This is a genomic window from Mycobacterium sp., from assembly GCF_044342925.1.
Taxonomy (GTDB): domain Bacteria; phylum Actinomycetota; class Actinomycetes; order Mycobacteriales; family Mycobacteriaceae; genus Mycobacterium.
The window spans coordinates 1-20,473 of sequence record NZ_JBIIOV010000044.1; the positions used below are offsets into that span (position 1 = coordinate 1).

The 20,473-nt window shown below is 67.9% G+C and carries 24 protein-coding genes and 1 pseudogene; 15 read left to right on the plus strand and 10 right to left on the minus strand.

What is annotated here, in order from left to right; genetic code table 11:
* The 4 genes and pseudogenes from ADBZ6I_RS06785 to ADBZ6I_RS06800 all read left to right on the plus strand — a co-directional run.
* Positions 1-497 (plus strand): WS/DGAT domain-containing protein (locus ADBZ6I_RS06785; protein WP_526382159.1); only part of this gene is annotated, 497 nt, incomplete at its 5' end.
* 29 nt (positions 498-526) lie between these two features.
* Positions 527-709: pseudogene (locus tag ADBZ6I_RS06790) on the plus strand (DUF3556 domain-containing protein); the annotation flags it as partial.
* Positions 710-800: 91 nt separating this feature from the next.
* A complete protein-coding gene (locus ADBZ6I_RS06795; protein ID WP_526382161.1) occupies positions 801-1,946 on the plus strand; it encodes a thiolase family protein in 1,146 nt (381 codons plus the stop codon).
* 2 nt (positions 1,947-1,948) lie between these two features.
* Positions 1,949-2,758: an enoyl-CoA hydratase/isomerase family protein gene (locus ADBZ6I_RS06800; RefSeq protein ID WP_526382163.1), complete on the plus strand. Its 810-nt coding sequence runs from the start codon at positions 1,949-1,951 to the stop codon at positions 2,756-2,758.
* Between the two features lie 15 nt (positions 2,759-2,773).
* Here the strand turns inward: ADBZ6I_RS06800 and ADBZ6I_RS06805 are convergent, their stop codons facing one another.
* Positions 2,774-3,778: a fasciclin domain-containing protein gene (locus ADBZ6I_RS06805; protein WP_526382165.1), complete on the minus strand. Its 1,005-nt coding sequence runs from the start codon at positions 3,776-3,778 to the stop codon at positions 2,774-2,776.
* 140 nt (positions 3,779-3,918) lie between these two features.
* Between ADBZ6I_RS06805 and ADBZ6I_RS06810 the strand changes: the two genes are divergently transcribed.
* Both ADBZ6I_RS06810 and ADBZ6I_RS06815 read left to right on the plus strand, forming a co-directional pair.
* Positions 3,919-4,449, plus strand: a complete 531-nt coding sequence (locus tag ADBZ6I_RS06810) for a gamma carbonic anhydrase family protein (protein WP_526382203.1) — start codon at positions 3,919-3,921, stop codon at positions 4,447-4,449.
* Positions 4,450-4,511: 62 nt separating this feature from the next.
* Complete coding sequence (locus tag ADBZ6I_RS06815) at positions 4,512-5,204, plus strand: CPBP family intramembrane glutamic endopeptidase (RefSeq protein ID WP_526382167.1); 693 nt, start codon at positions 4,512-4,514, stop codon at positions 5,202-5,204.
* Between the two features lie 21 nt (positions 5,205-5,225).
* Here ADBZ6I_RS06815 and ADBZ6I_RS06820 read toward each other — a convergent pair whose 3' ends face one another.
* Positions 5,226-6,026 carry an enoyl-CoA hydratase/isomerase family protein gene (locus ADBZ6I_RS06820; protein WP_526382169.1) on the minus strand — a complete coding sequence of 267 codons (801 nt, stop codon included), beginning with the start codon at positions 6,024-6,026 and terminating at the stop codon, positions 5,226-5,228.
* Positions 6,027-6,078: 52 nt separating this feature from the next.
* Here ADBZ6I_RS06820 and ADBZ6I_RS06825 point away from each other — a divergent pair, with 52 nt between their 5' ends.
* The 3 genes from ADBZ6I_RS06825 to ADBZ6I_RS06835 all read left to right on the plus strand — a co-directional run bounded on the left by ADBZ6I_RS06825 (position 6,079) and on the right by ADBZ6I_RS06835 (position 9,087).
* Positions 6,079-7,161, plus strand: a complete 1,083-nt coding sequence (locus ADBZ6I_RS06825) for a CaiB/BaiF CoA transferase family protein (protein ID WP_526382171.1) — start codon at positions 6,079-6,081, stop codon at positions 7,159-7,161.
* Positions 7,162-7,258: 97 nt separating this feature from the next.
* Positions 7,259-8,035: a 3-hydroxyacyl-CoA dehydrogenase gene (locus tag ADBZ6I_RS06830; RefSeq protein WP_526382173.1), complete on the plus strand. Its 777-nt coding sequence runs from the start codon at positions 7,259-7,261 to the stop codon at positions 8,033-8,035.
* Positions 8,036-8,091: 56 nt separating this feature from the next.
* A complete protein-coding gene (locus tag ADBZ6I_RS06835) occupies positions 8,092-9,087 on the plus strand; it encodes an NAD(P)H-dependent flavin oxidoreductase (protein ID WP_526382175.1) in 996 nt (331 codons plus the stop codon).
* Positions 9,088-9,198: 111 nt separating this feature from the next.
* Here ADBZ6I_RS06835 and ADBZ6I_RS06840 read toward each other — a convergent pair whose 3' ends face one another.
* Positions 9,199-9,330, minus strand: a complete 132-nt coding sequence (locus ADBZ6I_RS06840) for a hypothetical protein (protein ID WP_526382177.1) — start codon at positions 9,328-9,330, stop codon at positions 9,199-9,201.
* Between the two features lie 174 nt (positions 9,331-9,504).
* Here ADBZ6I_RS06840 and ADBZ6I_RS06845 point away from each other — a divergent pair, with 174 nt between their 5' ends.
* Both ADBZ6I_RS06845 and ADBZ6I_RS06850 read left to right on the plus strand, forming a co-directional pair.
* On the plus strand, positions 9,505-11,769 hold the full coding sequence (locus ADBZ6I_RS06845) for an MMPL family transporter (protein ID WP_526382179.1): 2,265 nt from the start codon (positions 9,505-9,507) through the stop codon (positions 11,767-11,769).
* Between the two features lie 59 nt (positions 11,770-11,828).
* Positions 11,829-12,422 carry a class I SAM-dependent methyltransferase gene (locus ADBZ6I_RS06850; protein WP_526382205.1) on the plus strand — a complete coding sequence of 198 codons (594 nt, stop codon included), beginning with the start codon at positions 11,829-11,831 and terminating at the stop codon, positions 12,420-12,422.
* On the opposite strand, the gene ADBZ6I_RS06855 is transcribed toward ADBZ6I_RS06850, so the two are convergent.
* On the minus strand, positions 12,419-13,150 hold the full coding sequence (locus tag ADBZ6I_RS06855; RefSeq protein WP_526382181.1) for an SIR2 family NAD-dependent protein deacylase: 732 nt from the start codon (positions 13,148-13,150) through the stop codon (positions 12,419-12,421). The genes ADBZ6I_RS06850 and ADBZ6I_RS06855 overlap by 4 nt on opposite strands.
* A 37-nt stretch (positions 13,151-13,187) precedes the next feature.
* Between ADBZ6I_RS06855 and ADBZ6I_RS06860 the strand changes: the two genes are divergently transcribed.
* Complete coding sequence (locus ADBZ6I_RS06860) at positions 13,188-13,544, plus strand: Rv1152 family transcriptional regulator (protein ID WP_526382183.1); 357 nt, start codon at positions 13,188-13,190, stop codon at positions 13,542-13,544.
* 7 nt (positions 13,545-13,551) lie between these two features.
* Here the strand turns inward: ADBZ6I_RS06860 and ADBZ6I_RS06865 are convergent, their stop codons facing one another.
* Entirely contained in the window at positions 13,552-14,373 is an 822-nt protein-coding gene (locus ADBZ6I_RS06865; protein ID WP_526382185.1) for a class I SAM-dependent methyltransferase, read from the minus strand.
* On the minus strand, positions 14,334-14,606 hold the full coding sequence (locus ADBZ6I_RS06870) for a DUF1697 domain-containing protein (RefSeq protein ID WP_526382187.1): 273 nt from the start codon (positions 14,604-14,606) through the stop codon (positions 14,334-14,336). The genes ADBZ6I_RS06865 and ADBZ6I_RS06870 overlap by 40 nt, the downstream gene beginning before the upstream one ends.
* 32 nt (positions 14,607-14,638) lie before the next feature.
* On the opposite strand from ADBZ6I_RS06870, the gene ADBZ6I_RS06875 reads away from it, so the two are divergent.
* Genes ADBZ6I_RS06875 through ADBZ6I_RS06885 form a run of 3 tightly spaced genes read left to right on the plus strand, consistent with a single transcriptional unit; the run spans position 14,639 to position 16,098 of the window.
* A complete protein-coding gene (locus ADBZ6I_RS06875) occupies positions 14,639-15,082 on the plus strand; it encodes a PPOX class F420-dependent oxidoreductase (RefSeq protein WP_526382189.1) in 444 nt (147 codons plus the stop codon).
* A gap of 42 nt (positions 15,083-15,124) precedes the next feature.
* Positions 15,125-15,316: a DUF5302 family protein gene (locus ADBZ6I_RS06880; protein ID WP_526382191.1), complete on the plus strand. Its 192-nt coding sequence runs from the start codon at positions 15,125-15,127 to the stop codon at positions 15,314-15,316.
* 41 nt (positions 15,317-15,357) lie between these two features.
* Positions 15,358-16,098, plus strand: coding sequence for an SDR family NAD(P)-dependent oxidoreductase (locus tag ADBZ6I_RS06885; protein ID WP_526382193.1), 741 nt, complete (start codon positions 15,358-15,360; stop codon positions 16,096-16,098).
* Between the two features lie 214 nt (positions 16,099-16,312).
* On the opposite strand, the gene ADBZ6I_RS06890 is transcribed toward ADBZ6I_RS06885, so the two are convergent.
* From ADBZ6I_RS06890 to ADBZ6I_RS06905, 4 genes are all read right to left on the minus strand, one after another.
* Complete coding sequence (locus tag ADBZ6I_RS06890; RefSeq protein ID WP_526382195.1) at positions 16,313-17,947, minus strand: monocarboxylic acid transporter; 1,635 nt, start codon at positions 17,945-17,947, stop codon at positions 16,313-16,315.
* On the minus strand, positions 17,944-18,294 hold the full coding sequence (locus ADBZ6I_RS06895; RefSeq protein WP_526382197.1) for a DUF485 domain-containing protein: 351 nt from the start codon (positions 18,292-18,294) through the stop codon (positions 17,944-17,946). The genes ADBZ6I_RS06890 and ADBZ6I_RS06895 overlap by 4 nt, the downstream gene beginning before the upstream one ends.
* Before the next feature lie 134 nt (positions 18,295-18,428).
* Positions 18,429-20,162: a sodium/solute symporter gene (locus tag ADBZ6I_RS06900; protein ID WP_526382199.1), complete on the minus strand. Its 1,734-nt coding sequence runs from the start codon at positions 20,160-20,162 to the stop codon at positions 18,429-18,431.
* A partial coding sequence (locus ADBZ6I_RS06905) for a hypothetical protein (protein WP_526382201.1) occupies positions 20,159-20,473 on the minus strand: 315 nt, incomplete at its 5' end. The genes ADBZ6I_RS06905 and ADBZ6I_RS06900, both read right to left, overlap by 4 nt.

Here is a 20,473-nt window from a genome sequence, read left to right on the forward strand (position 1 = left end):
GGTTGTGCGCCGAGGTGCCGATGGCCGGTGCGGCGAACGCGCGCGTCCGCAATAACTTTCGCAACGTCACCGTCGGGCTCTACCCGGATCTGGAGCCGGGCCGGCGCGCAGCGCGGATCCAAGGCGACTTGGATGCTCAACGCCGACGTGCCGGGCACCCCGCCGCGGTGGCGTCGGCGGCGGCGTTCGCCGCCGTGCCGGCGCCGCTGCTGCGCTGGGGGATGCGGCACTTCGATCCGCACGCCGGATCGGCGACGGTGTCCGGACACACCGTGGTCTCCAGCGTCAACCGGGGTCCGGCCGATCTGACGTTCGGGGGATGCCCGGTGGTGCTCACCGCCGGCTACCCGGCGCTGTCACCGATGATGGGCCTGACTCATGGTGTCCACGGCATCGGTGAGACGGTGGCGATCAGCGTGCAGGCCGATCCGATGGTGGTCGACGTGGACGACTATCTCGACCGGCTGGGGAATGCTCTCGGAGTGAATCGCGGCTAAAGGTCGATCACGACAGCGAGTAATGAGGGATGGGGTTTCTCAAGCAGGAAGTGCCCGTCATCGACTTCGCCGAGTGGAGCACCGGCTCCCGCTCGGAGAGGATCCGGCCGATGGCCCGGCACTGGGCCGAGGTCGGGTTCGGCACCCCGGTGGCGTTGCACTTGTTCTACGTCGTCAAGATTCTGGCCTACATCGGCGTGGCGGCACTGCTCACCAGGGGCCCGAACACCCGTCTTTGACCAAACGGTTGGTTGGTCGCCATGATTGATGGTGAACCCCATCGTTAAAACCTAAGGAGAAGTCGTGGCGGAAGCGGTAATTGTCGAGGCTGTGCGCTCGGCGGTGGGCAAGCGCAACGGCGGTCTGTCCGGGGTGCACCCGGCCGAACTGTCGGCGCAGGTGCTCAACGGACTGGCCGAACGCGCGGGCATCGATCCCGAGATCGTCGACGACGTGATCTGGGGCTGCGTGATGCAGGCCGGTGAGCAGGCTCTCGACATCGCCCGCACCGCGGTGCTGACCGCGGGCTGGCCGGAGACCATCCCGGGTGTGACGGTGGACCGCCAGTGCGGATCGAGCCAGCAGTCGGTGCACTTCGCCGCCGCCGGTGTGGTGGCCGGCCACTACGACGCCGTCATCGCCGGCGGTGTGGAGTCGATGTCGCGCACCCCGATGGGCGCCTCGCTGGCCAATGGGGGCAACCCCTTCTCGGCCAATTTCAAGGCCCGCTACGACCGCACCCCCAACCAGGGCGTCGGCGCGGAGATGATGGCCGAGAAGTGGGGTCTGACCCGCACCATGCTCGACCAGTTCTCCCTGGACTCACATGAAAAAGCCGGTGCAGCACAGGCTTCCGGTGCCTTCGATGACCAGATCGTCGGCATCAAGGACGCCGACGGCAACATCATGAACCGGGACGAGGGCATTCGTCTGGGCACCACCCTGGAGAAGATGGCCGGACTCAAGACGGTCTTCAAGGAAGACGGTGTGATCCACGCCGGCAACTCCTCGCAGATCTCCGACGGCGCCGGAGCGCTGCTGTTCATGTCGGCGGAGAAGGCAAAGTCGTTGGGCCTCAAGCCGCTTGCGCGGGTGCACACCGCCGTACTGGCCGGCGCCGACCCGGTGATGATGCTGTCCGCTCCGATCCCGGCCACCCAGAAGGCGCTGAAGCGCTCCGGCCTGAGCCTGTCCGATATCGGTGTCTTCGAAGTCAACGAGGCGTTCGCCCCGGTTCCGCTGGCCTGGCTCAAGGAGATCGGCGCCGACGAGAAGAAGTTGAACCCCAATGGCGGCGCGATCGCGCTGGGTCATCCGCTCGGCGGCTCCGGTGCGCGGATCATGACCACGCTGCTCTACCACATGCGGGACAACGACATCCGCTACGGACTGCAGACCATGTGCGAGGGCGGCGGCCAGGCCAACGCCACGATCCTCGAGCTGCTCTAACCATGACTGACGCGGTGTCGTCGGAGGCGACCCCCGCCGCTCTCACCGAGCGGCGGGGCAACACCCTGGTCATCACCATCAACCGCCCGGAGGCGCGCAACGCCGTCAACCAGGCGGTCAGCGTGGGGCTCGGCAACGCCCTGCAACAGGCCCAGGACGATCCGGAGGTCTGGGCCGTCGTCGTGACCGGGGCGGGGGACAAGTCCTTCTGTGCCGGTGCCGACCTCAAAGCGATCTCGCGGGGGGAGAACATCTTTCACCCGGATCACCCGGAGTGGGGCTTCGCCGGTTTCGTGCAGCACTTCATCGACAAGCCGGTGATCGCCGCGGTCAACGGGACCGCGCTCGGCGGCGGCACCGAACTGGCACTGGCCAGCGACCTGGTGGTCGCCCAGGCCAGCGCCCAGTTCGGCCTGCCCGAGGTGAAGCGTGGACTGATCGCCGCCGCCGGCGGTGTCTTCCGGATCGTCGACCAGTTGCCGCGCAAGGTCGCCATGCAGCTGCTGCTCACCGGCGAACCGATCGGCGCCGAGGAAGCCCTGCGCTGGGGTCTGATCAATCAGGTCGTCGCCGACGGCGGTGTCTTGGACGCCGCGCTGGCTCTGGCGGACCGGATCACCGGCAACGCGCCGCTGGCCGTGCAGGCCAGTAAGCGCGTGGCCGCCGGTGCCGACGACGGTGAGATCACCGCGGAGAAGGACGCCTGGAAGCGGTCCAACCGCGCGATGCGCGTGGCGTTCAGCTCCGAGGACGCCAGGGAAGGACCCATGGCGTTCGCCCAGAAGCGTGCCCCGGTCTGGAAGGCGCGCTAGGCGCGCCTGCCAGCGTTAGGCCGCCGGCTTGGCGGTGGTCGTGGTCGGGGTGGCCGTCGCGGACGACGCGGTCTCGGCGGCCGACGAGGCCGCTGAGGATGCCGCTGAGGTGGCCGCTGAGGTGGCCGGCGAGGTGGCCGGCGAGGTAGCCGGCGAGGTGGCCGTCGACTCCGCGCTGGACGGCGCGGCCGAGGTCGACGGCGTCGCCGACGTGGTCGCTGTGGCGCTCGTCGTCGCCGTCGTCGAGGTGGCGCTCGTCGTCGCCGTCGTCGAGGTGGCGCTCGTCGTCGCCGTCGTCGAGGCGGGGTTCTCGGCCGCCGGCGTCGGCGGGGTCAGCACGGTGTCGATCATGTAGATGTAGGCGCCGCGCGCGGTGTAGGCGCAGACCAGATTGGCGTCGTTGACCTTGATGTCGCTGTTCTTGCCCGTGACGGTCACCGACCGGCCGTCCTGGGTCGGCATCTTGCCCTGGACGTCGTTGGGTCCAAGGTAGCCCAGCACCATGTGGTAGAAGAGCGTCGGCAGCAGCACCACCGGGTCGGTCTTCAAGGTGTTCAAGGTGGCGGCGTCCAGCTTGGCGAAGGCCGCATTGGTGGGCGCGAACACCACGTAGGGGCCGCCGTCGAGGACGTTGACGATGTTGATGTCGGGGTTCAGCTTGCCCGAGATGGCGTCGCTGAAGATGCTCAGTTCGGGGTTGCTGGCCAGCGCCTGAGACCCGGTCTGCAGCGCCATCGACTCGATCGAGCCGGGGCTTCCGGACGGGTGCTTGCCCCGGTAGGCGTCGCAGCCGGAGCCCTGCGGGTCCGGCACCTTGGTCGACGTGGGGACCGGGACGCTGGTGCTGGTGGGCGCCGGGGCCGACTCGCTGGCGGTCGTCGGGGCGGGCGCCGCCGTCGTGGCGGGCGCCGGGGAAGGTGTCGGCTCGGGATCGGCGTAGGCCTGCACAGCGGTCGGCAGGGCGATGGTCATCGCGGCAAGGGCCGCGGCAACGCCGAGGGTCTTGGGTCGAGTGCTCACGGGATCTCTCCTGGTTCTCGTCATACGGCGAAAGGCCGCAACGACTGGGGCATCGTATCCGCGGGTCGATTCGTTACTCAAAACGACGAGGTCGGACCAAAAGTCCAGGTCGGTAACAGGGTGCTGTGAGCACCCTTACGATGCTCGGCATGCGTGAGCCGTTGCTCCTCTCTGTTCTCGGTCGTAGTCCCCAGCTGGACCCACAGGCCTGGGCCGCCCCCAATGCCACGCTCATCGGGCAGGTGCGGCTGGCTGCGCGCGTCAGCGTCTGGTACTCCGCGACGCTGCGGGCCGAGGCCGAGCCGATCGAGATCGGTGCCGGCACCAACATTCAGGACGGGGTGACGATTCACGTCGACCCGGAGTTCCCGGTCCGGGTCGGGGCCGGGGTGAGCATCGGGCACAACGCGGTGCTGCACGGCTGCACGGTCGAGGACGGGGCCCTGATCGGGATGGGGGCGATCATCCTCAACGGCGCGGTGATCGGCGCGGGCTCTCTGGTGGCCGCCGGCGCGCTGATCCCCCAAGGCGCGGTGATTCCGCCGCGCTCGCTGGTGGCCGGGGTGCCGGGCAAGGTGCGCCGCGAGCTGAGCGAGGCCGAGTTGGCGCACAATCGCGACAACGCCGCGGTCTACGAACGGTTGATGGATTTGCATCGCGACGCAACCTGATGGGCAGTGACGTCAGGATTGCGTCATCGCTTCCGCGGGCTTTTTTTCGTACGGTTGTCGAGATGCGCATCGACCAGATCCGCGCTGCGGCCACCAACGAGGCTGTGCCCCACGAGGAGTGGCCGACGGTGGTACGCCGCCGCCGGTTTATCGTCTGCATCGTCCTGGTGGCCGGGGCGATGTTGATGGCCTATTCGCTGACCCGCCCGCCCGGCGACGCCTCGTTCTACCTATTGACGATGGCCCTGGCGGTGGTGTGGACGCTCGGCTCGCTGCTCTCCGGGCCGCTGCACCTGGGCCGGACCACCTGGCGTACGACAGCCAAGCGCCCGGTCATCACCGGTGCCGTCACCGGTCTGCTGGTCGGGGGCGTGTTCCTGCTCGGTGGTCTGGTTGTTCGCCACATTCCGGCCATCGCCCACCCGATCACCAACGTGCTGGAGTACACCAACCACGGGCCGCTGCTGTTGCTGGTGGTCATCGCGATGGTCAACGGTGTGGCCGAGGAACTCTTCTTCCGCGGTGCTCTGTACACCGCTCTCGGCGGGTTCTATCCCGTGCTGATCTCCACCCTGCTCTATGCCGCCGCGACCTTCGCGACGGGCAATCCGATGCTCGCCTTCGCGGGGGTGATCCTGGGAACCGTGTGCGGTGTGCAGCGCCGCGCCACCGGCGGGGTGCTGGCTCCGGTGCTGACCCATCTGGTGTGGGGTCTGATGATGGTGCTGTTGTTGCCGCTGGTGTTCGGGCTGTAGCCGATCCGACAGGCGTCCGGCTCAGGAGTCGGTGAATTCGGGCTTCCGCCGTTGTTGGAAGGCCTTGGTGCCCTCGCGGAAGTCGCCGGAAGTGAGGAGGAACCGCTGCCCCGCTGATTCGCGGTCCAGCGCGCCGTCCAGTTCGGTCAGCGTCGCGGCGTTGATCGCCTGCTTGGTCTTGGCCAGCGCCACCGCGGGCCCGGACATCAGTGTGGCGATCACCGCGTCGGCCGCGGCGTCGAGTTCGTCGGCGGGGTGCACCGAGGACACCAGCCCGTACTCGCACGCCAGTGTCGCGGTGAGCCGCTCGGCCAGCAATGCCATCCGCATCGCTCGGATCCGGCCGACGGCCGCGGCGACCAGCGCGGTGGCGCCGCCGTCGGGCATCAGTCCGATCTTGGTGAACGCCAAGAGAAAGAACGCCTTCTCCGATGCCAGCACCAGATCACTGGCCAACGCCAGCGAGACGCCGACGCCCGCGCACGGACCCTGCACCACCGCGACAACCGGCTTGGGCAGCGCGACGATGGACCGCACCGCCCGGTCTGCTTGCACCAGCAGACCGTCGCTGGTGCTCGAATCCGCTCGTTCCCGTTGGTCTTCCGCGCTGATGCCGGCACCCGAGCAGAATCCTCGTCCGGCACCGCGCAGCCGCACCGCCTTCACGGCGGGATCAGTCGCAGCCCGGTCGAGGGTGTCGGCGAGGGTGGACATCATGGCCTCGGTCAGCGAGTTGAGGCTGCCCGGCCGGTTGAACGTCACGGAGAGCAAATGGCCGTCGAGGGAGACGATGAGGTCGTCGATACCGGTGTAGGGCTGCACGGAACAACACGGTACAAAGAGTCAACTTGAGACGACGAAGGGCGGTACGTCAATGGCGGGACCTCTGCACGGCTTGCGGGTCGTCGAACTGGCCGGGATCGGTCCCGGCCCGCACGCGGCGATGATTCTGGGAGATCTGGGCGCCGACGTGGTCCGCGTCGAACGCCCCAGCAAGACCCCCGGCGCCAGCAAGGACTTCCTGCTCCGCAACCGTCGCTCGGTGACCGCCGACCTCAAGGACGCGGGCGACCGCGACCGCGTCCTGGCGCTGATCGCCAAGGCCGACGTGCTGATCGAGGGCTTCCGTCCCGGGGTCACCGAGCGGCTGGGTCTTGGCCCGGAGGATTGCGCCAAGGTCAACGAGCGTCTCATCTACGGCCGGATGACCGGTTGGGGGCAGACCGGTCCGCGCAGCCAGCAGTCCGGCCACGACATCAACTACATCTCCCTCAACGGTGTCCTGCACGCCATCGGCCGGGCCGGTGACCGTCCGGTCCCGCCGCTGAACCTGGCCGGCGACTTCGGTGGCGGATCGATGTTCCTGCTGGTCGGAATCCTGGCGGCGCTGTATGAACGCGAGCAGTCCGGCAAGGGTCAGGTCATCGACGCGGCCATGGTCGACGGGTCCAGCGTGCTGGCCCAGATGATGTTCGCCTTGCGGCACACCGGCATGTGGAACGACACCCGGGGGGTCAACCTGCTGGATACCGGCGCCCCGTACTACGACGTCTACGAATGCGCCGACGGCCGCTACATGGCGGTCGGTTCGATCGAGCCGCAGTTCTACGCCGAACTGCTGGAGAAACTCGAACTGGACCCGTCGACCTTGCCGCACCAGAACGACTTCTCCCGCTGGCCGGAGTTGCGGGCCGTCCTCACCGAGACGTTCGCCAAATACGACCGCGACCACTGGGCCGCGATGTTCACCGGCAGCGACGCCTGCGTGACGCCGGTGCTCAGCTTCGCCGAGATCGAGACCGAACTGCACAACACCGAGCGCGGCGGCTTCTACACCGAGGACGGATCGATCTTCCCGATGCCCGCGCCACGGTTCTCCCGCACCCAGCCCGGCAAGCCCACCCCGCCGCGGTCGGCGGGGGAGGACAACGATGCCGTACTGGGGGACTGGGTATAGTTCCCAACCAACCAGTAGGTCGATGACGACGCGGGACCCACGTCCCGACGAGGAGTCGACGAATCCAGTAGGTAGACCTCTGAAAGGAACGTGCGCAGTGGAGATCAAAGACGCGGTAGCCGTCATCACCGGTGGGGCCTCCGGCCTGGGACTGGCCACCGCCAAGGCACTGCTCGACGAAGGGGCCAAGGTGGTCCTGCTCGACCTGCCCTCTTCCAAGGGCGAGGATGTCGCCGCCGGCTTGAACTCTGAGTCTGGGGGCGACCGCGCGCGGTTCGCGCCGGCCGACGTCACCGACGCCGACGCGGTGGCCAAGGCCTTTGATCTGGCCGAGACGCTGGGACCGGTGCGCATCGTCGTCAACTGCGCCGGCACCGGCGACGCCATCCGGGTGCTGGGCAAGGCCGGCGTCTACCCGCTGGAGAAGTTCGCGCGGATCGTCAACATCAACCTGGTCGGCACCTTCAACGTTCTGCGCCTGGGCGCCGAGCGGATGGTCAAGACCGAATCCATCGGTGGTGAGCGCGGCGTCATCATCAACACCGCCTCGGTGGCGGCGTTCGACGGCCAGATCGGGCAGGCCGCCTACTCGGCCTCCAAGGGCGGTGTGGTCGGGATGACCTTGCCAATCGCCCGCGATCTGGCAGACAAGCAGATCCGGGTGATGACCATCGCCCCCGGGCTGTTCGACACCCCGCTGCTGGCGGGTCTGCCGGAGCCGGCGAAGGCCTCGCTCGGCGCGCAGGTGCCGCACCCGTCGCGGCTGGGCAGTCCCAGTGAGTACGGCGCTCTAGCGGTGCACATTGTGGAGAATCCCATGCTCAACGGCGAGGTGATCCGCCTCGACGGCGCCATCCGCATGGCCCCGCGCTAAGACTTCCGCGAGCTGAGACTTTCACGACGAACGCTGACCCCAGGAGGACCGACCAGATGACCATCACCACCAAATTCACCGAGACGTTCGGTATCGAGCACCCGATCGCCCAGGGCGGTATGCAGTGGGTGGGCCGCGCGGAACTCGTTGCCGCCGTTGCCAATGCGGGCGCGCTGGGATTCCTCACCGCGCTGACCCAGCCGACCCCGGCCGACCTGGCTCGGGAGATCGAGCGCACCCGTGAGATGACCGACAAGCCGTTCGGCGTCAACCTGACGATCCTGCCGGCCATCACCCCGCCGCCCTACGACGAGTACCGGAAGGTCATCGTCGACGCCGGCATCAAGATCGTCGAGACCGCCGGGTCCAACCCCGCCCCGCACCTGCCGATGTTCCATGACCACGGCATCAAGGTCCTGCACAAGTGCACCTCAGTGCGGCACGCCATCAAGGCGCAGAACTTGGGCGTCGACGGCATCAGCATTGACGGCTTCGAGTGCGCCGGCCATCCCGGTGAGGACGACGTGCCGGGCCTGGTGCTGATCCCGGCCGCCGCCAAGGAGATCGAGATCCCGATGATCGCCTCCGGTGGATTCGGTGACGCCCGCGGTCTGGTCGCCGCCCTGGCGCTCGGCGCCGACGGTGTGAACATGGGCACCCGCTTCATGTGCACCGTGGAGTCGCCGATTCACCAGAACATCAAGCAGGCCATCGTCGACGGCAACGAGTTGGGCACCGAGCTGATCTTCCGCAGCCTGCACAACACCGCACGGGTCGCCAGCAACGCGGTGTCCCGCGAGGTGGTCGAGATTCTCAAGAACGGCGGGCAGTTCGGCGACATCATGGAACTGGTGGCCGGATCACGCGGCCGCAAGGTCTTCGACGACGGCGATCCCGACGCCGGTATCTGGACCGTCGGCACCGTCATGGGCCTGATCCACGACATCCCGACCTGCGGCGAGCTGGTCAGCCGGATGGTCAGCGAGGCCGAGGAGATCATCACCGGCCGGCTGGCCGGGATGGTCAACGCCACCGCCGGCGCGGCGGTCTAACCCGCGCTGCAAACGCGACAGTGCCCGCCTGGAAACCAGGCGGGCACTGTGCTGTCGTCAGGGACGCGGTTCAACGACGCGGCGCACCCAGGCGCGCCGCGGGCGCTTGCGTCAGCTGGCGTTGGCCAGCGGCGGCGTGTCCTCGAACTGCTCGGAGGTATCACCCTCCACGAGGAAGTCGCCGTGATACAGGGCTTCGAAGTCAACTTTGATGACATCGGCACTGGTGTCGTCGATCCACATATCAGTGAGCGTATGGGTAACTATTAAGGAATCTTTGAGTCACGTTTCGGAAAATGGTGGCAATTCTTACCGGCGGGTAACGACACCCCGGCTGGGTTTGACCAGGCCGGAGGGGCCCCACCAGACTCGACTCCGTACCGACCGGCCAGGGGGCCGGTAGGAGAGGACGGGGCCGTGCTGTACCGAATCGCCTGGTTGGCGCTTCGCTCACCGAAGCGGATCTTGGCAGTCGCGGCATTCTTGACCGTGTTGACCGGCGTATTCGGGGTGCCGGTTGCCAACCATCTGTCCGCCGGCGGCTTCGCCGATCCCGGTTCGGAGTCAGCCCGGGCGGCCGCGCTGCTGGGAGAGAAGTTCCAGCAGAGCGACCAGCAGTTGCTCCTCACCGTCTCCGATCCGTCCGGCGCCGTGCGCGACACCGGCCAGGCCGTGGGCACCCAGATCGTCGCCAAACTAGACGCCTCGCCCAACGTGCTGACCGTGACCTCGCCGTGGACCACTCCGCCGGCCGCGGCCGCCGAACTGCTCAGTACCGACGGCAGCACCGGCCTGATCATCGCGACGATGGCCGGCGGTGAGAACAAAGCCCAGGTGTACGCCTCCGAACTCGCTGACCAGTTCGTCGGCGACCGCGACGGTCTGACGGTTCGGGCCGGCGGCAGTTCGGTGATCATGAAGCAGATCAACGAGCAGACGAAGCACGATCTGGTCCGGATGGAGATGATTGCCATCCCGCTGAGTTTCCTTGTGCTGGTGTGGGTTTTCGGGGGTCTGGTAGCGGCGTCGCTGCCGATGGTCGTCGGCGTCATGGCGATCTTCGGCGCCATGGCGGTGCTGAGACTGCTCACCGGCTTCACCGAGGTGTCGATCTTCGCGCTGAACATCACCACTGCGCTCGGCTTGGCGCTGGCGATCGACTACACGCTGCTGATCGTCAGCCGCTACCGCGACGAGATCCGTTCCGGGGCGGACCCGGAGGCGGCCCTGGTGCGCACCATGTGCACCGCCGGGCGCACCGTGCTGTTCTCGGCGGTGACGGTGGCGCTGTCACTGTCGGCGCTGCTGATCTTCCCGATGTACTTCCTGCGGTCGTTCGCCTACTCCGGGGTGGCCACCGTCGCCTTCGCCGTGGTCGCCGCGCTCATCGTCACCCCGGCGATCATCGTCGTCCTCGGTGACCGGCTCGACGCCCTGGACATCCGCCGGTGGCTCCGGCGGGCGCTGCGCCGTCCGGAACCCGTCGCCCGGCCCGTTGAGCAGATGTTCTGGTACCGGTCGACCAAGGCGGTCATGCGCCGGTCGATCCCGATCGGAACGGCCATCGTCGCGCTGCTGATCCTGCTGGGTACCCCGTTCCTGCGCATCGAGTTCGGCAGCCCGGACGACCGGGTGCTGCCGACCTCGGCGTCGGCGCATCAGGTCGGCGACCAACTGCGCCAGGACTTCTCCAGCAACCTCGGCAACGGGCTGAGCATCGTGATCCCGGACGCGGCGACGGCCACTGAGGCGGAACTGGACCGATACGCCGCCGACCTGTCCCGGGTACCCGACGTGACGCTGGTCTCCGCGCCCGGCGGAACGTTCGTCAACGGCAACCGGGTCGGGCCGCCGTCGGCACCGTCGGGCATCGCCGACGGCACCGCCTTCCTGTCCGTCCGCAGCACCACGCCGCTGTATTCCGAGACCTCCAAGACCCAGCTCGACCGGCTGCACGCGGTCACCGAGCCCGCCGGCCGGGAGGTGCTGATCGCCGGCGGAGCGCAGTTCAACCGCGACGTCGTCGAAGCGGTGACCTCACGGATATCGTTGGTGCTCACACTCATCGGGGTGATCACCTTCGTCCTGCTGTTCCTACTCACCGGCAGCCTGCTGCTGCCGCTGAAGGCGCTGGTGCTCAACGTGCTGTCGTTGTCGGCCGCCTTCGGCGCGCTGGTGTGGGTGTTCCAGGAGGGCCACCTCGGCGCGCTCGGCACCACGTCAACCGGGACCATGGAAGCCAACATCCCGGTGCTGATGTTCTGTGTGGCATTCGGTCTGTCGATGGACTACGAGGTATTCCTGCTCGCGCGCATCCGCGAGTTCTGGCTGGCCTCCGGCCGGACCCGGGCCGACAGCGACGAGAGCGTGGCCCTGGGCCTGGCCCGTACCGGCCGGGTCGTCACCGCAGCCGCGCTGATCATGGCCATCGCGTTCGCCGCCATGATCGCCGCCCAGGTCTCGTTCATGCGGATGTTCGGCTTGGGGCTCACCCTGGCGGTGCTGGTGGACGCCACCTTGGTCCGGATGGCACTGCTACCGGCGTTCATGCAGGTCATGGGCAAGTGGAACTGGTGGGCGCCGCGGCCCTTGGTCCGGTTGCACGAACGAATCGGCCTCACCGAGGAGCCGCCGCAACGGTCGGCCGTCGACGGTGGGCCGCTGATTACAGTGGGGAAGTGACCTCCGACGCGGCAGCGCAGACGCTGAACCACCCCTTCTTCGCCCGGCTCTGGACGGTGATGTCGGCGCACGAGACTCCGCTGCTGCGCCGGCTGCGCACCGAGAATCTGGCCGGGCTTTCCGGCCGGGTGCTGGAGGTCGGTGCCGGCACCGGAACCAACTTCGCCTACTACCCCGGCACCGTGCGGCAGGTGGTGGCCATCGAGCCGGACACCCAACTGGCGCCCAAGGCCCGTGAAGCGGCCGCCGCCGCGCCGGTGCCGGTGACCGTCATCGAGTCCACCATCGAGGCCATGCCCGCGGCGGAGCCGGCTGAGCCGTTCGACGCCGTGGTTTGCTCGCTGGTGCTGTGCTCGGTCGAAAACCCCGAAGACGTTCTGCGTCAACTGAACTCGGTGCTCAAGCCGGGCGGGGAGTTGCGGTACTTCGAGCATGTCGCTAGCTCGGGCTGGCGTGGGCAGCTGCAGCGCGTCGCCGATGCAACGGTGTGGCCGCGCATCTCCGGGAACTGTCACACCCACCGCGACACCGAACGTGCCATCGTGGGTGCCGGATTCGTCGTCGACGCCGCGCGCCGGCAGTGGACGTTCCCGGCGTGGGTACCGCTGCCGGTGTCGGAGATCGCGGTGGGCCGGGCGCTGAAAACCGCCTAGCCGTCGCCCAGCCGGCTGCCCAGCAGTTCGGGCAGCCGCTGCAGCAGGGTCGGCAGCGCCGTGGCCGCGCTCTCGCGCAGACTGGCCGTCACCGATTCCGACAGCGGAGTCGGATCAGGATTGACCTCGATCACCGTCACCCCGCTGGCCACCGCCACGTCGGGCAGCGCCGCCGCCGGGTAGACCAGCCCGGAGGTGCCCACCACAATCATGAGGTCCGCGGTCGCCACCGCCTCCACCGCCGCCTGCCAGGGTTCGTCCGGTAGCTGCTCGCCGAACCACACGATGCCCGGCCGGACCAAACCACCGCATTCGCAGGGCAGCGGGGTGGCCTCCAGCTCGGCTTCGGGCATGTCGGGCAGCGGCCCGTGGTAGCGGGAACCGCAGGTATCGCACCAGAATTCCGACAGGCTGCCGTGCAGGTGATGCACCGTCTTGCTGCCGGCCCGCTCGTGCAGATCGTCGACGTTCTGGGTGATCACGGTGACGTCGGCGTAGTCCTGCCACATCGCCACGGCCCGGTGCCCGTCGTTGGGCTGGACCTCCTTGACAAGGTGGTGGCGCCACAGGTACCACGCCCACACCCGCTCCGGGTGTTTCTGCCAGCCGTCGGTGCTGGAGATCTCGTACGGGTCGTACTTGGACCACAGGCCGGTCTTGTCGTCGCGGAACGTCGGCACCCCGCTCTCGGCGGAGATGCCCGCCCCGCTGAACACCGCGATTCGCACGCCCTCAAGATAGCGGGTATCGCCCATACTCAAGTCCGTGCAATGGGTGCGCCTGGATGCTGAATCGAATATTCCGCTGTTCGACCAGCTGCGGACCGCGGTGATCGAGGCGATCCGCGACGGTCGCCTGGCGCCCGGCACTCGATTGCCCACGGTTCGCGAACTGGCCGGCGAGCTGGGTCTGGCGGTCAACACCGTGGCGCGCGCCTACCGGGAACTGGAGACCGCCGGAGTCGTCGAGACCCGCCGTCGGCTCGGTACCTTCGTCGCCCGGCAGGATCCCACCGACACCGCGATGGCCGCTGCCGCGCACGCCTACGCCGAAGCGGCCCGCGCCCTCGGGTTGGGACACGCGGAGGCGAGACGGTATCTGGACGCCGAGTTCGGCGGGTGACGGCCGCTCAGCCGAATTCGAGCAGGGCGTAGACGCCGCGGAACGGCTTCATCGGCCCGAACTTCCAGAACGCGGGGAAGGCTTTCTCGAACAGGAAACCGCGGCCGGCCGGCATCGGCACGTCGCGGACGTATTTCAGCCCCGGCACCTTCCCGACCAGGCTCCGCAGCTGATCGATCGACAGGCTGAACGGCATCGGCGGCACCCGGTACTGCTTGGAGGCGCGAATACCCTTGGGGGCGACCTTCTTGATGATCGTCGGGGGCAGATCGAAGAACATCTGGCCGCCGGGAAAACTCTTGGCGCACTGAGCGATCAGCTCCATCGCCTGGTCGGGCTGCAGGTACATCAGCAGGCCCTCGGCGGTGATGAACACCCCGTCGGCGGGGTCGACCCGGTCGATCCAGCTGTAGTCCAGTGCCGACTGGGCCAGGTTGGTGACCCGCGGGGAGGACGGCAGCAGCTCCTCGCGCAACGCGATCACCGGTGGCAGATCCACCGAGATCCAGCGGAATTGCGCGTCCGGTACCGCCTTGTCCAGCCGCCAGAAACTGGTCTGGAACCCTTCGGCCAGCGCGACGATGGTGGCCCGGGGATGGGTGCGCAGGTAATCGATGGTGCACCGGTCGGCGGCCAGGGACCGCAACGCCATCTCCTGGCCGCGACGGCCGAACTTGTCGTAGTCCACGCCGTAGGTGCTGGCGAAGGCGTCGCGCAGGCGAATGGCCATCGGGTCGTCGATGATGGCGTCGGGCAGCCCGGCCTGATGTGCCCGGCCGTTGAGCGTCATCAGGGCGGTCTCGGAGACTCCGGTGAGTAGGCGTTCCATCGGCGGAAATCTACCCGCTGCCTCAGGACTTTGTGCAGGGTGCGCAGGTTGCGGGTGGTGGTCGACGGCTTGTATCGGGGGCGGCTCATGGTGGCGCCGACGGCGGAGTCCAGCGTCGCGCCTGTTCGGACCGAGCCGAATCCGGCGGCGCTCAACGCGGCGGCGACATCGGCCATCTTCAGGTTCACCCCGCCGACGTTGACGCCCCGCAGGAATGCCGCGTAGCGAGCCACCCTCGCGATGCTAGCCACGTAGGCTCGAAGCCATGGTCCGACGGGCTTTCGACGACAAACTGCTGGCGGTGATCGCCGACAATTCCCTGGGTGTGCTGGCCACCATCAAGCGCGATGGGCGCCCACAGCTGTCCAATGTCACCTACCACTTCGATCCCCGCGCACTGTCGATAGAGGTGTCCATCACCGAAGCCCGGGCCAAGACCCGCAATCTGCGCCGGGACCCGCGGGCGTCGCTGATGGTCAGTTCCGACGACGGCTGGTCCTACGCCGTCGCGGAGGGTGACGCCGCGCTCAGCCCGCCGGCGGTCGCGTCCGACGACGAGACCGTCGAGGGTCTGGTGGCGCTGTACCGCAAGGTCGCCGGGGAGCATCCGGACTGGGACGAGTACCGCGAGGCGATGGTGACCGACCGGCGGGTGCTGCTCCGGCTACCCATCAGCCACGTGTACGGGATGCCGCCGGGTTTGCGCTGATCGGCGCAGCGGCGGTTTCCGACTGTGGGTTAACCTGCCACCATGGCCAACTCGGAATCCGACCCGCAGGACAGTCCGCAGGACGAGAACAAGCGCAAGTTCCGCGAGGCACTTGAGCGCAAGAAGGCCACCTCGGCCGGCGCCGCGGCCCGGGCCGAAGGCGTGGGAAAGCAATCCCAAGCCCACGGCCCGGCCGAGCAGCGCCGCACCTTCCGCCGCAAGAGCGGCGGCTAGGCCATAATCCTCGGATTACTGCTCACAGCGACGGTCGGATGATGATGCCCGGCACCGTGGCCGTCATCACCGGCGGAACCACCGGCATCGGCGCAGCGACCGGCGAGTTGCTTCGCGAGCGGGGTGCGCGGGTCTACAACCTCGATGTCCGACGCGACCGCGGTCCGGGGGATCACTTCATCTCTTGCGATGTGACCGACCACGAATCGGTGTCGGCCGCCGTCGGGGAGGTGGTCGATCGAGAAGGCCGGATCGACTGCCTGTTCGCCAACGCCGGGATTCACCGGTTCGCCAACCTTGAGGAGACCTCGGTCGAGGACTTCGAATTGGTGCTGTCGGTCAACCTCAAGGGGGTGTTCTACACCCTCAAGGCGGTGATTCCGGTGATGAAAGCGCAGATGCACGGGGCGATACTGCTGATGGGATCAGATCAGACGATCGTCGGAAAGGGTCGCAGTTCGGTCTACGGATTGACGAAGGGGGCGATCGGACAGCTCGCCAAGAGCACCGCCATCGACTACGCGCCCTTCAACATCCGTGTCAACTGCCTGTGCGCGGGAACGACCGACACCCCCCTGATGCACAACGCGGTGGCGCGTTACGGCGAACTCAGCGGTCTGACTCAGGACGAGATCAGGACTGAATTGGAGCACGCTCAACCGATCCCCCGGATCGCGCGTCCCGACGAGATCGCGCGGGTCGCCTGCTTCCTGCTGTCGGAGGAAAGTTCCTATATGACGGGCGCCCTGGTGGCCGCGGACGGTGGATACACCGCCGGATAGCCGAACCACCGCGCTGCTGGCGCTGCGGTTCCTGCTCGGGGTCGCCGAAGCCGCAACCTCGGCGGGTTCGCCGCTCCCTACATCACCGCGGCGCTGGAGGATCTGACCGGAAACGACAGGGCCGGCATGTGGGCCATCGGCCTGATCATGCTGCTCGGAGCCGCCCTGATGGTCTGGTTAGGCGCCACCCCAACTTCCGATCGGAACGCCGTGGCTAGTGGTGCGTTGCCTTCTCGGCGCCCACACCCGTCAGCGAGCGGACCTCCATCTCCGCATTGAGTTCCGGGTCGCCGGTGTCGCGTGACGTCAGCGTCCCGACGATGCCGAGGATGAACGCCAGCGGGATCGACACGATGCCCGGGTTGGACAGCGGAAACCAGTGGAAGTCCGAGCCCGGCAGCATCGCTGTCTTGGACCCCGATACCGCGGGCGAGAAGACGATCAGCACGATGCAGCTGATCAAGCCGCCGTACATGCTCCACAGTGCGCCGCGGGTGTTGAACCGACGCCAGTACAGCGAGTACAGGATGGTCGGCAGGTTCGCCGAAGCTGCCACCGCGAACGCCAGCGCCACCAGGAACGCAACGTTCTGACCGTTGGCCAGAATGCCCAGGCCGATCGCCAGCACTCCGAGCACCAGCGCGGTGATACGCGACACCTTCACCTGTTCGTCCTCGGTGACCTTGTGGCTCTTGAGCACTGACGCGTAGACGTCGTGAGCGAAGGACGCCGACGCGGTAATGGTCAGGCCGGCCACCACGGCCAGGATCGTGGCGAAGGCCACCGCCGAGATGACGCCGAGCAGGATCGTGCCGCCGAGTTGGAACGCCAGCAGCGGGGCGGCGGAGTTCTGTCCGCCCGGGGCCTTCAGGATCGTGTCTGGCCCGACCAGTGCCGCGGCGCCGTAGCCGAGGATCAGGGTGAACAGGTAGAAGGCGCCGATCAGACCGATCGCCCAGACCACCGAGCGCCGCGCTTCCCTGGCGGTGGGCACCGTGTAGAAGCGCATCAGAACGTGCGGCAGGCCGGCGGTGCCGAGCACCAAAGCGATGCCGAGCGACAACAGGTTGATCTTCGAGGTTGTCGACGTGCCGTACTGCGCACCCGGCGCCAGCACGTCGCGCGCCGCGACACCCTTGGTGGTGGATTGCTGGACCATCTCCTGCGCGCGCCCGAGGATCTCGGAGATGTTCAGCCCGAACTTGGCCAGCACCAGAACGGTCATGAATCCCGCACCGGTGATCAGTAACACCGCCTTGATGATCTGAACCCAGGTGGTGCCGGTCATCCCGCCGATGAGCACGTAGATGATCATCAGCACACCGACGATGGCGATGACGATGGACTGGGCGAAGCGACTGTTGATGTCAAGCAGCAGTGCGACCAGTCCGCCTGCACCGGCCATCTGGGCCAGTAGGTAGAACAGCGACACGGTCATGGTCGAGATGGCTGCGGCGACTCGCACCGGCTTCTGCTTGAGCCGGAAGCTCAACACATCCGCCATGGTGAACTTGCCTGTGTTGCGGAGCAATTCGGCGACGAGCAGCAGGGCGACCAGCCAGGCCACCAGAAAGCCGATGGAGTACAGGAAGCCGTCGTAGCCGTAGACGGCGATCGCTCCGGCGATGCCCAGGAAGCTCGCCGCGGACAGGTAGTCGCCGGCGATCGCGATGCCGTTCTGCCGGCCGGTGAACGCGTGGCCGCCGGTGAAGTATTCGGCGGCATTGGTGTTGCGCCGGCCCACCCGGATCACGATGGTGAGCGTGATAATGACGAACGCGACGAAGATGCCGATGTTGACAGCCGGGTTGCCCAGTTGACCGGCAGCCAGGACGGTGACGCGGTTCACTGCTCGACCCAATGCATTTCGGCGCGGATTGCGGCGGCCCGCGGATCGAGCTCACGGTTGGCGAAATGGATGTACACCCCGGTGATGAGGAACGTCGTCACGAACTGCCCCAGGCCCAGCAGCAGGCCGACATTGATGTTGCCCCAGACCTTGGTGGCCATGAAGTCGTGGGCGAAGGCGCCCAGTAACACGTAGCTGGCGTACCAGAGGAGGAAGAACGCCGTCGTGGGAAAGACGAACCGGCGCAGGGTGCGCCGCAGGTCCTGGAATTCAGGGCTGGCCTGTACAGCCAGGTATTGCGAACCGCTGGGATGGATCTCCCGCGGCTCGACATCGGGTGTGGCCACGTAACACTCCTGGATCGAGATGACTGGGGTATCTGCGAGCCTAGGGAGAGCCACATCACACTGGGGAGGGCTGCGAGCCGAAGTGCGCAAGCCTGCGCCCAGCGGTGGGCGCGGGGCGCCGAGCGGTCAGCGATTCAGTGAGGCGGCACCCGTTCCACACCCATGCCGATGCGCTCCGGCAGATGCATCCGGGCGAACACCCGCGCGACGTCGGGATGCACGGTGGCGCGCGTGACCCGGCTGACGGCCACCATCGTCGCGAACGCCAACGGCACGGTGACCGCGGCGGGGTAGGCCACCACAGTCGCTGCCCAGCCGCCGAGCGCGTCGTCGTCGACCCAACCCGTCACGGCGAGCAGCGTGGCGATCGCCGATGAGGCCGCGCCGACGGTCAACCCGGCGATCGCCCCCGCCGCGGTCAGCCCGCGCCACCAGATGCCCAGCACCAGCAGTGGGCACAGCGTCGAGGCGGCGACCGCGAACACCAGACCGACTCCGCGGGACAGTTCGTAGGACGACGCTGCCAGCGCCAGTGGAACCGGCACCAGGCCGCCGATCACCGCAGCGAGCCGGAAGTCGCGAACCCGGCCGCGCAGCAGGTCGGTCGACACCGCGCCGGCGACGCCCACCAGCAGCCCCGACGAGGTGGCCAGGAATGCCGCGATGGCGCCGGCGGCGACCAGGGCGCCGAGCAGGTACCCGCCCGTGCCGGGGATGGCCGCCGACGGCAACAGCAGTACCGCGGCGTCGGACTTACCGGTGACGAGTAACTGCGGCACGAAAACACGGGACAGGGCCGCCAGCACGGTCGGAAACAGATAAAACAATCCCAGCAGCGCGATCACGGCCAGCGCCGAACGGCGCGCCGCCCGCCCGTCGGGATTGGTGTAGAAGCGCACCAGTACGTGCGGTAGTCCCATCGCTCCGAGGAACGTCGCGATGATGATCGAAAGAACTTGGTAAAGAGGGTGTTTGCCGCCCACCCCGCCGCCGCCGCCGACCCACGAGGCGCCGGTGACCGGGGCGCCGGCGATGACCGGCGTGTGCGCGCCGGCGGCGAGTGCGACCGTGGAACCGGCGCCGATGGTGTGCCGGCCGGCGCTGAGCCCGGCGTCGCGGGCCGCCTTGCCGTCGACTGTTCCGGTGACCGTGACCCCGTCCGGGTCGACGACATCGACGTCGACTCCGGTCTCCACCTGCACGGTGGTCGGGTTGGTGACGACGGGGGGCAGCGGTCCGCCGAAATCCGTGTGCGCCGGGCGGGCGATGACGGCGATCGCCAGGGCGGGCACCGCGATCGCGGTGAGCTTGAGCCAGTATTGGAAGGCCTGCACCAGGGTGATGGAGCGCATGCCGCCGCCCACCACGTTGGCGATCACGATCAGGCTGACTGCCAGCGGGCCGATCCAGATCGGCACACCGAGCAGCGTCCGCAGGGTCAGCCCCGCGCCCTGGTACTGCGGCACCAGGTAGAGCACGCAGACGGTCACCACCACCACCATCGCCACCCGGCGCGCCATTGCCGACTTCAGCCGGAACTCGGCGAAGTCGGGCACGGTGTAGGCGCCGGAACGGCGCAGCGGCGCGGAGACGAACAGCAGCAGGCCCAGGTATCCGACGGTGAATCCCACCGGGTACCACAGCGCGTCGGCGCCGTATTTGGCGATCAGCCCGGCGACGCCGAGAAACGATGCGGCCGAGAGGTATTCGCCGGAGATTGCCGCGGCGTTGAGGTACGGCGGTACGGTGCGGGAGGCCACCAGAAAGTCCGAGGTAGTGCGGGACACCCGCCATCCCCAGGCGCCGACGGCCACCGTCGCCACCGCTGCGGCGATGAGCGCGCCGGAGGTCAGCGCGGTGGGGTTCACTGCTCCTCGCCGGCGTCCACGATGCGGATGAAGTCGCGCTCACCCTGCTCAGCGAGCCGGATGTAGAGCCTGCCCACGCTGTACATCACCGGGTAGACCAGCACGCCCAGGATCACCCAGTTGGCCCGCAGCCCGAATATCGTCACCACGCTCAGCGACGGCGCCACGCTGGTGATCACCGCCAGCGCGGCCAGCGCGCCGACGACCAGGGTGCCCAGCCGCAGTGCCAGTCCCAGCTGTGCCCGGACCAGTCCGCGGACCAGCGCGTCGCCCACCTCGGTCTGCTGCTCCAGTTCCACCCTGGTGCCCAC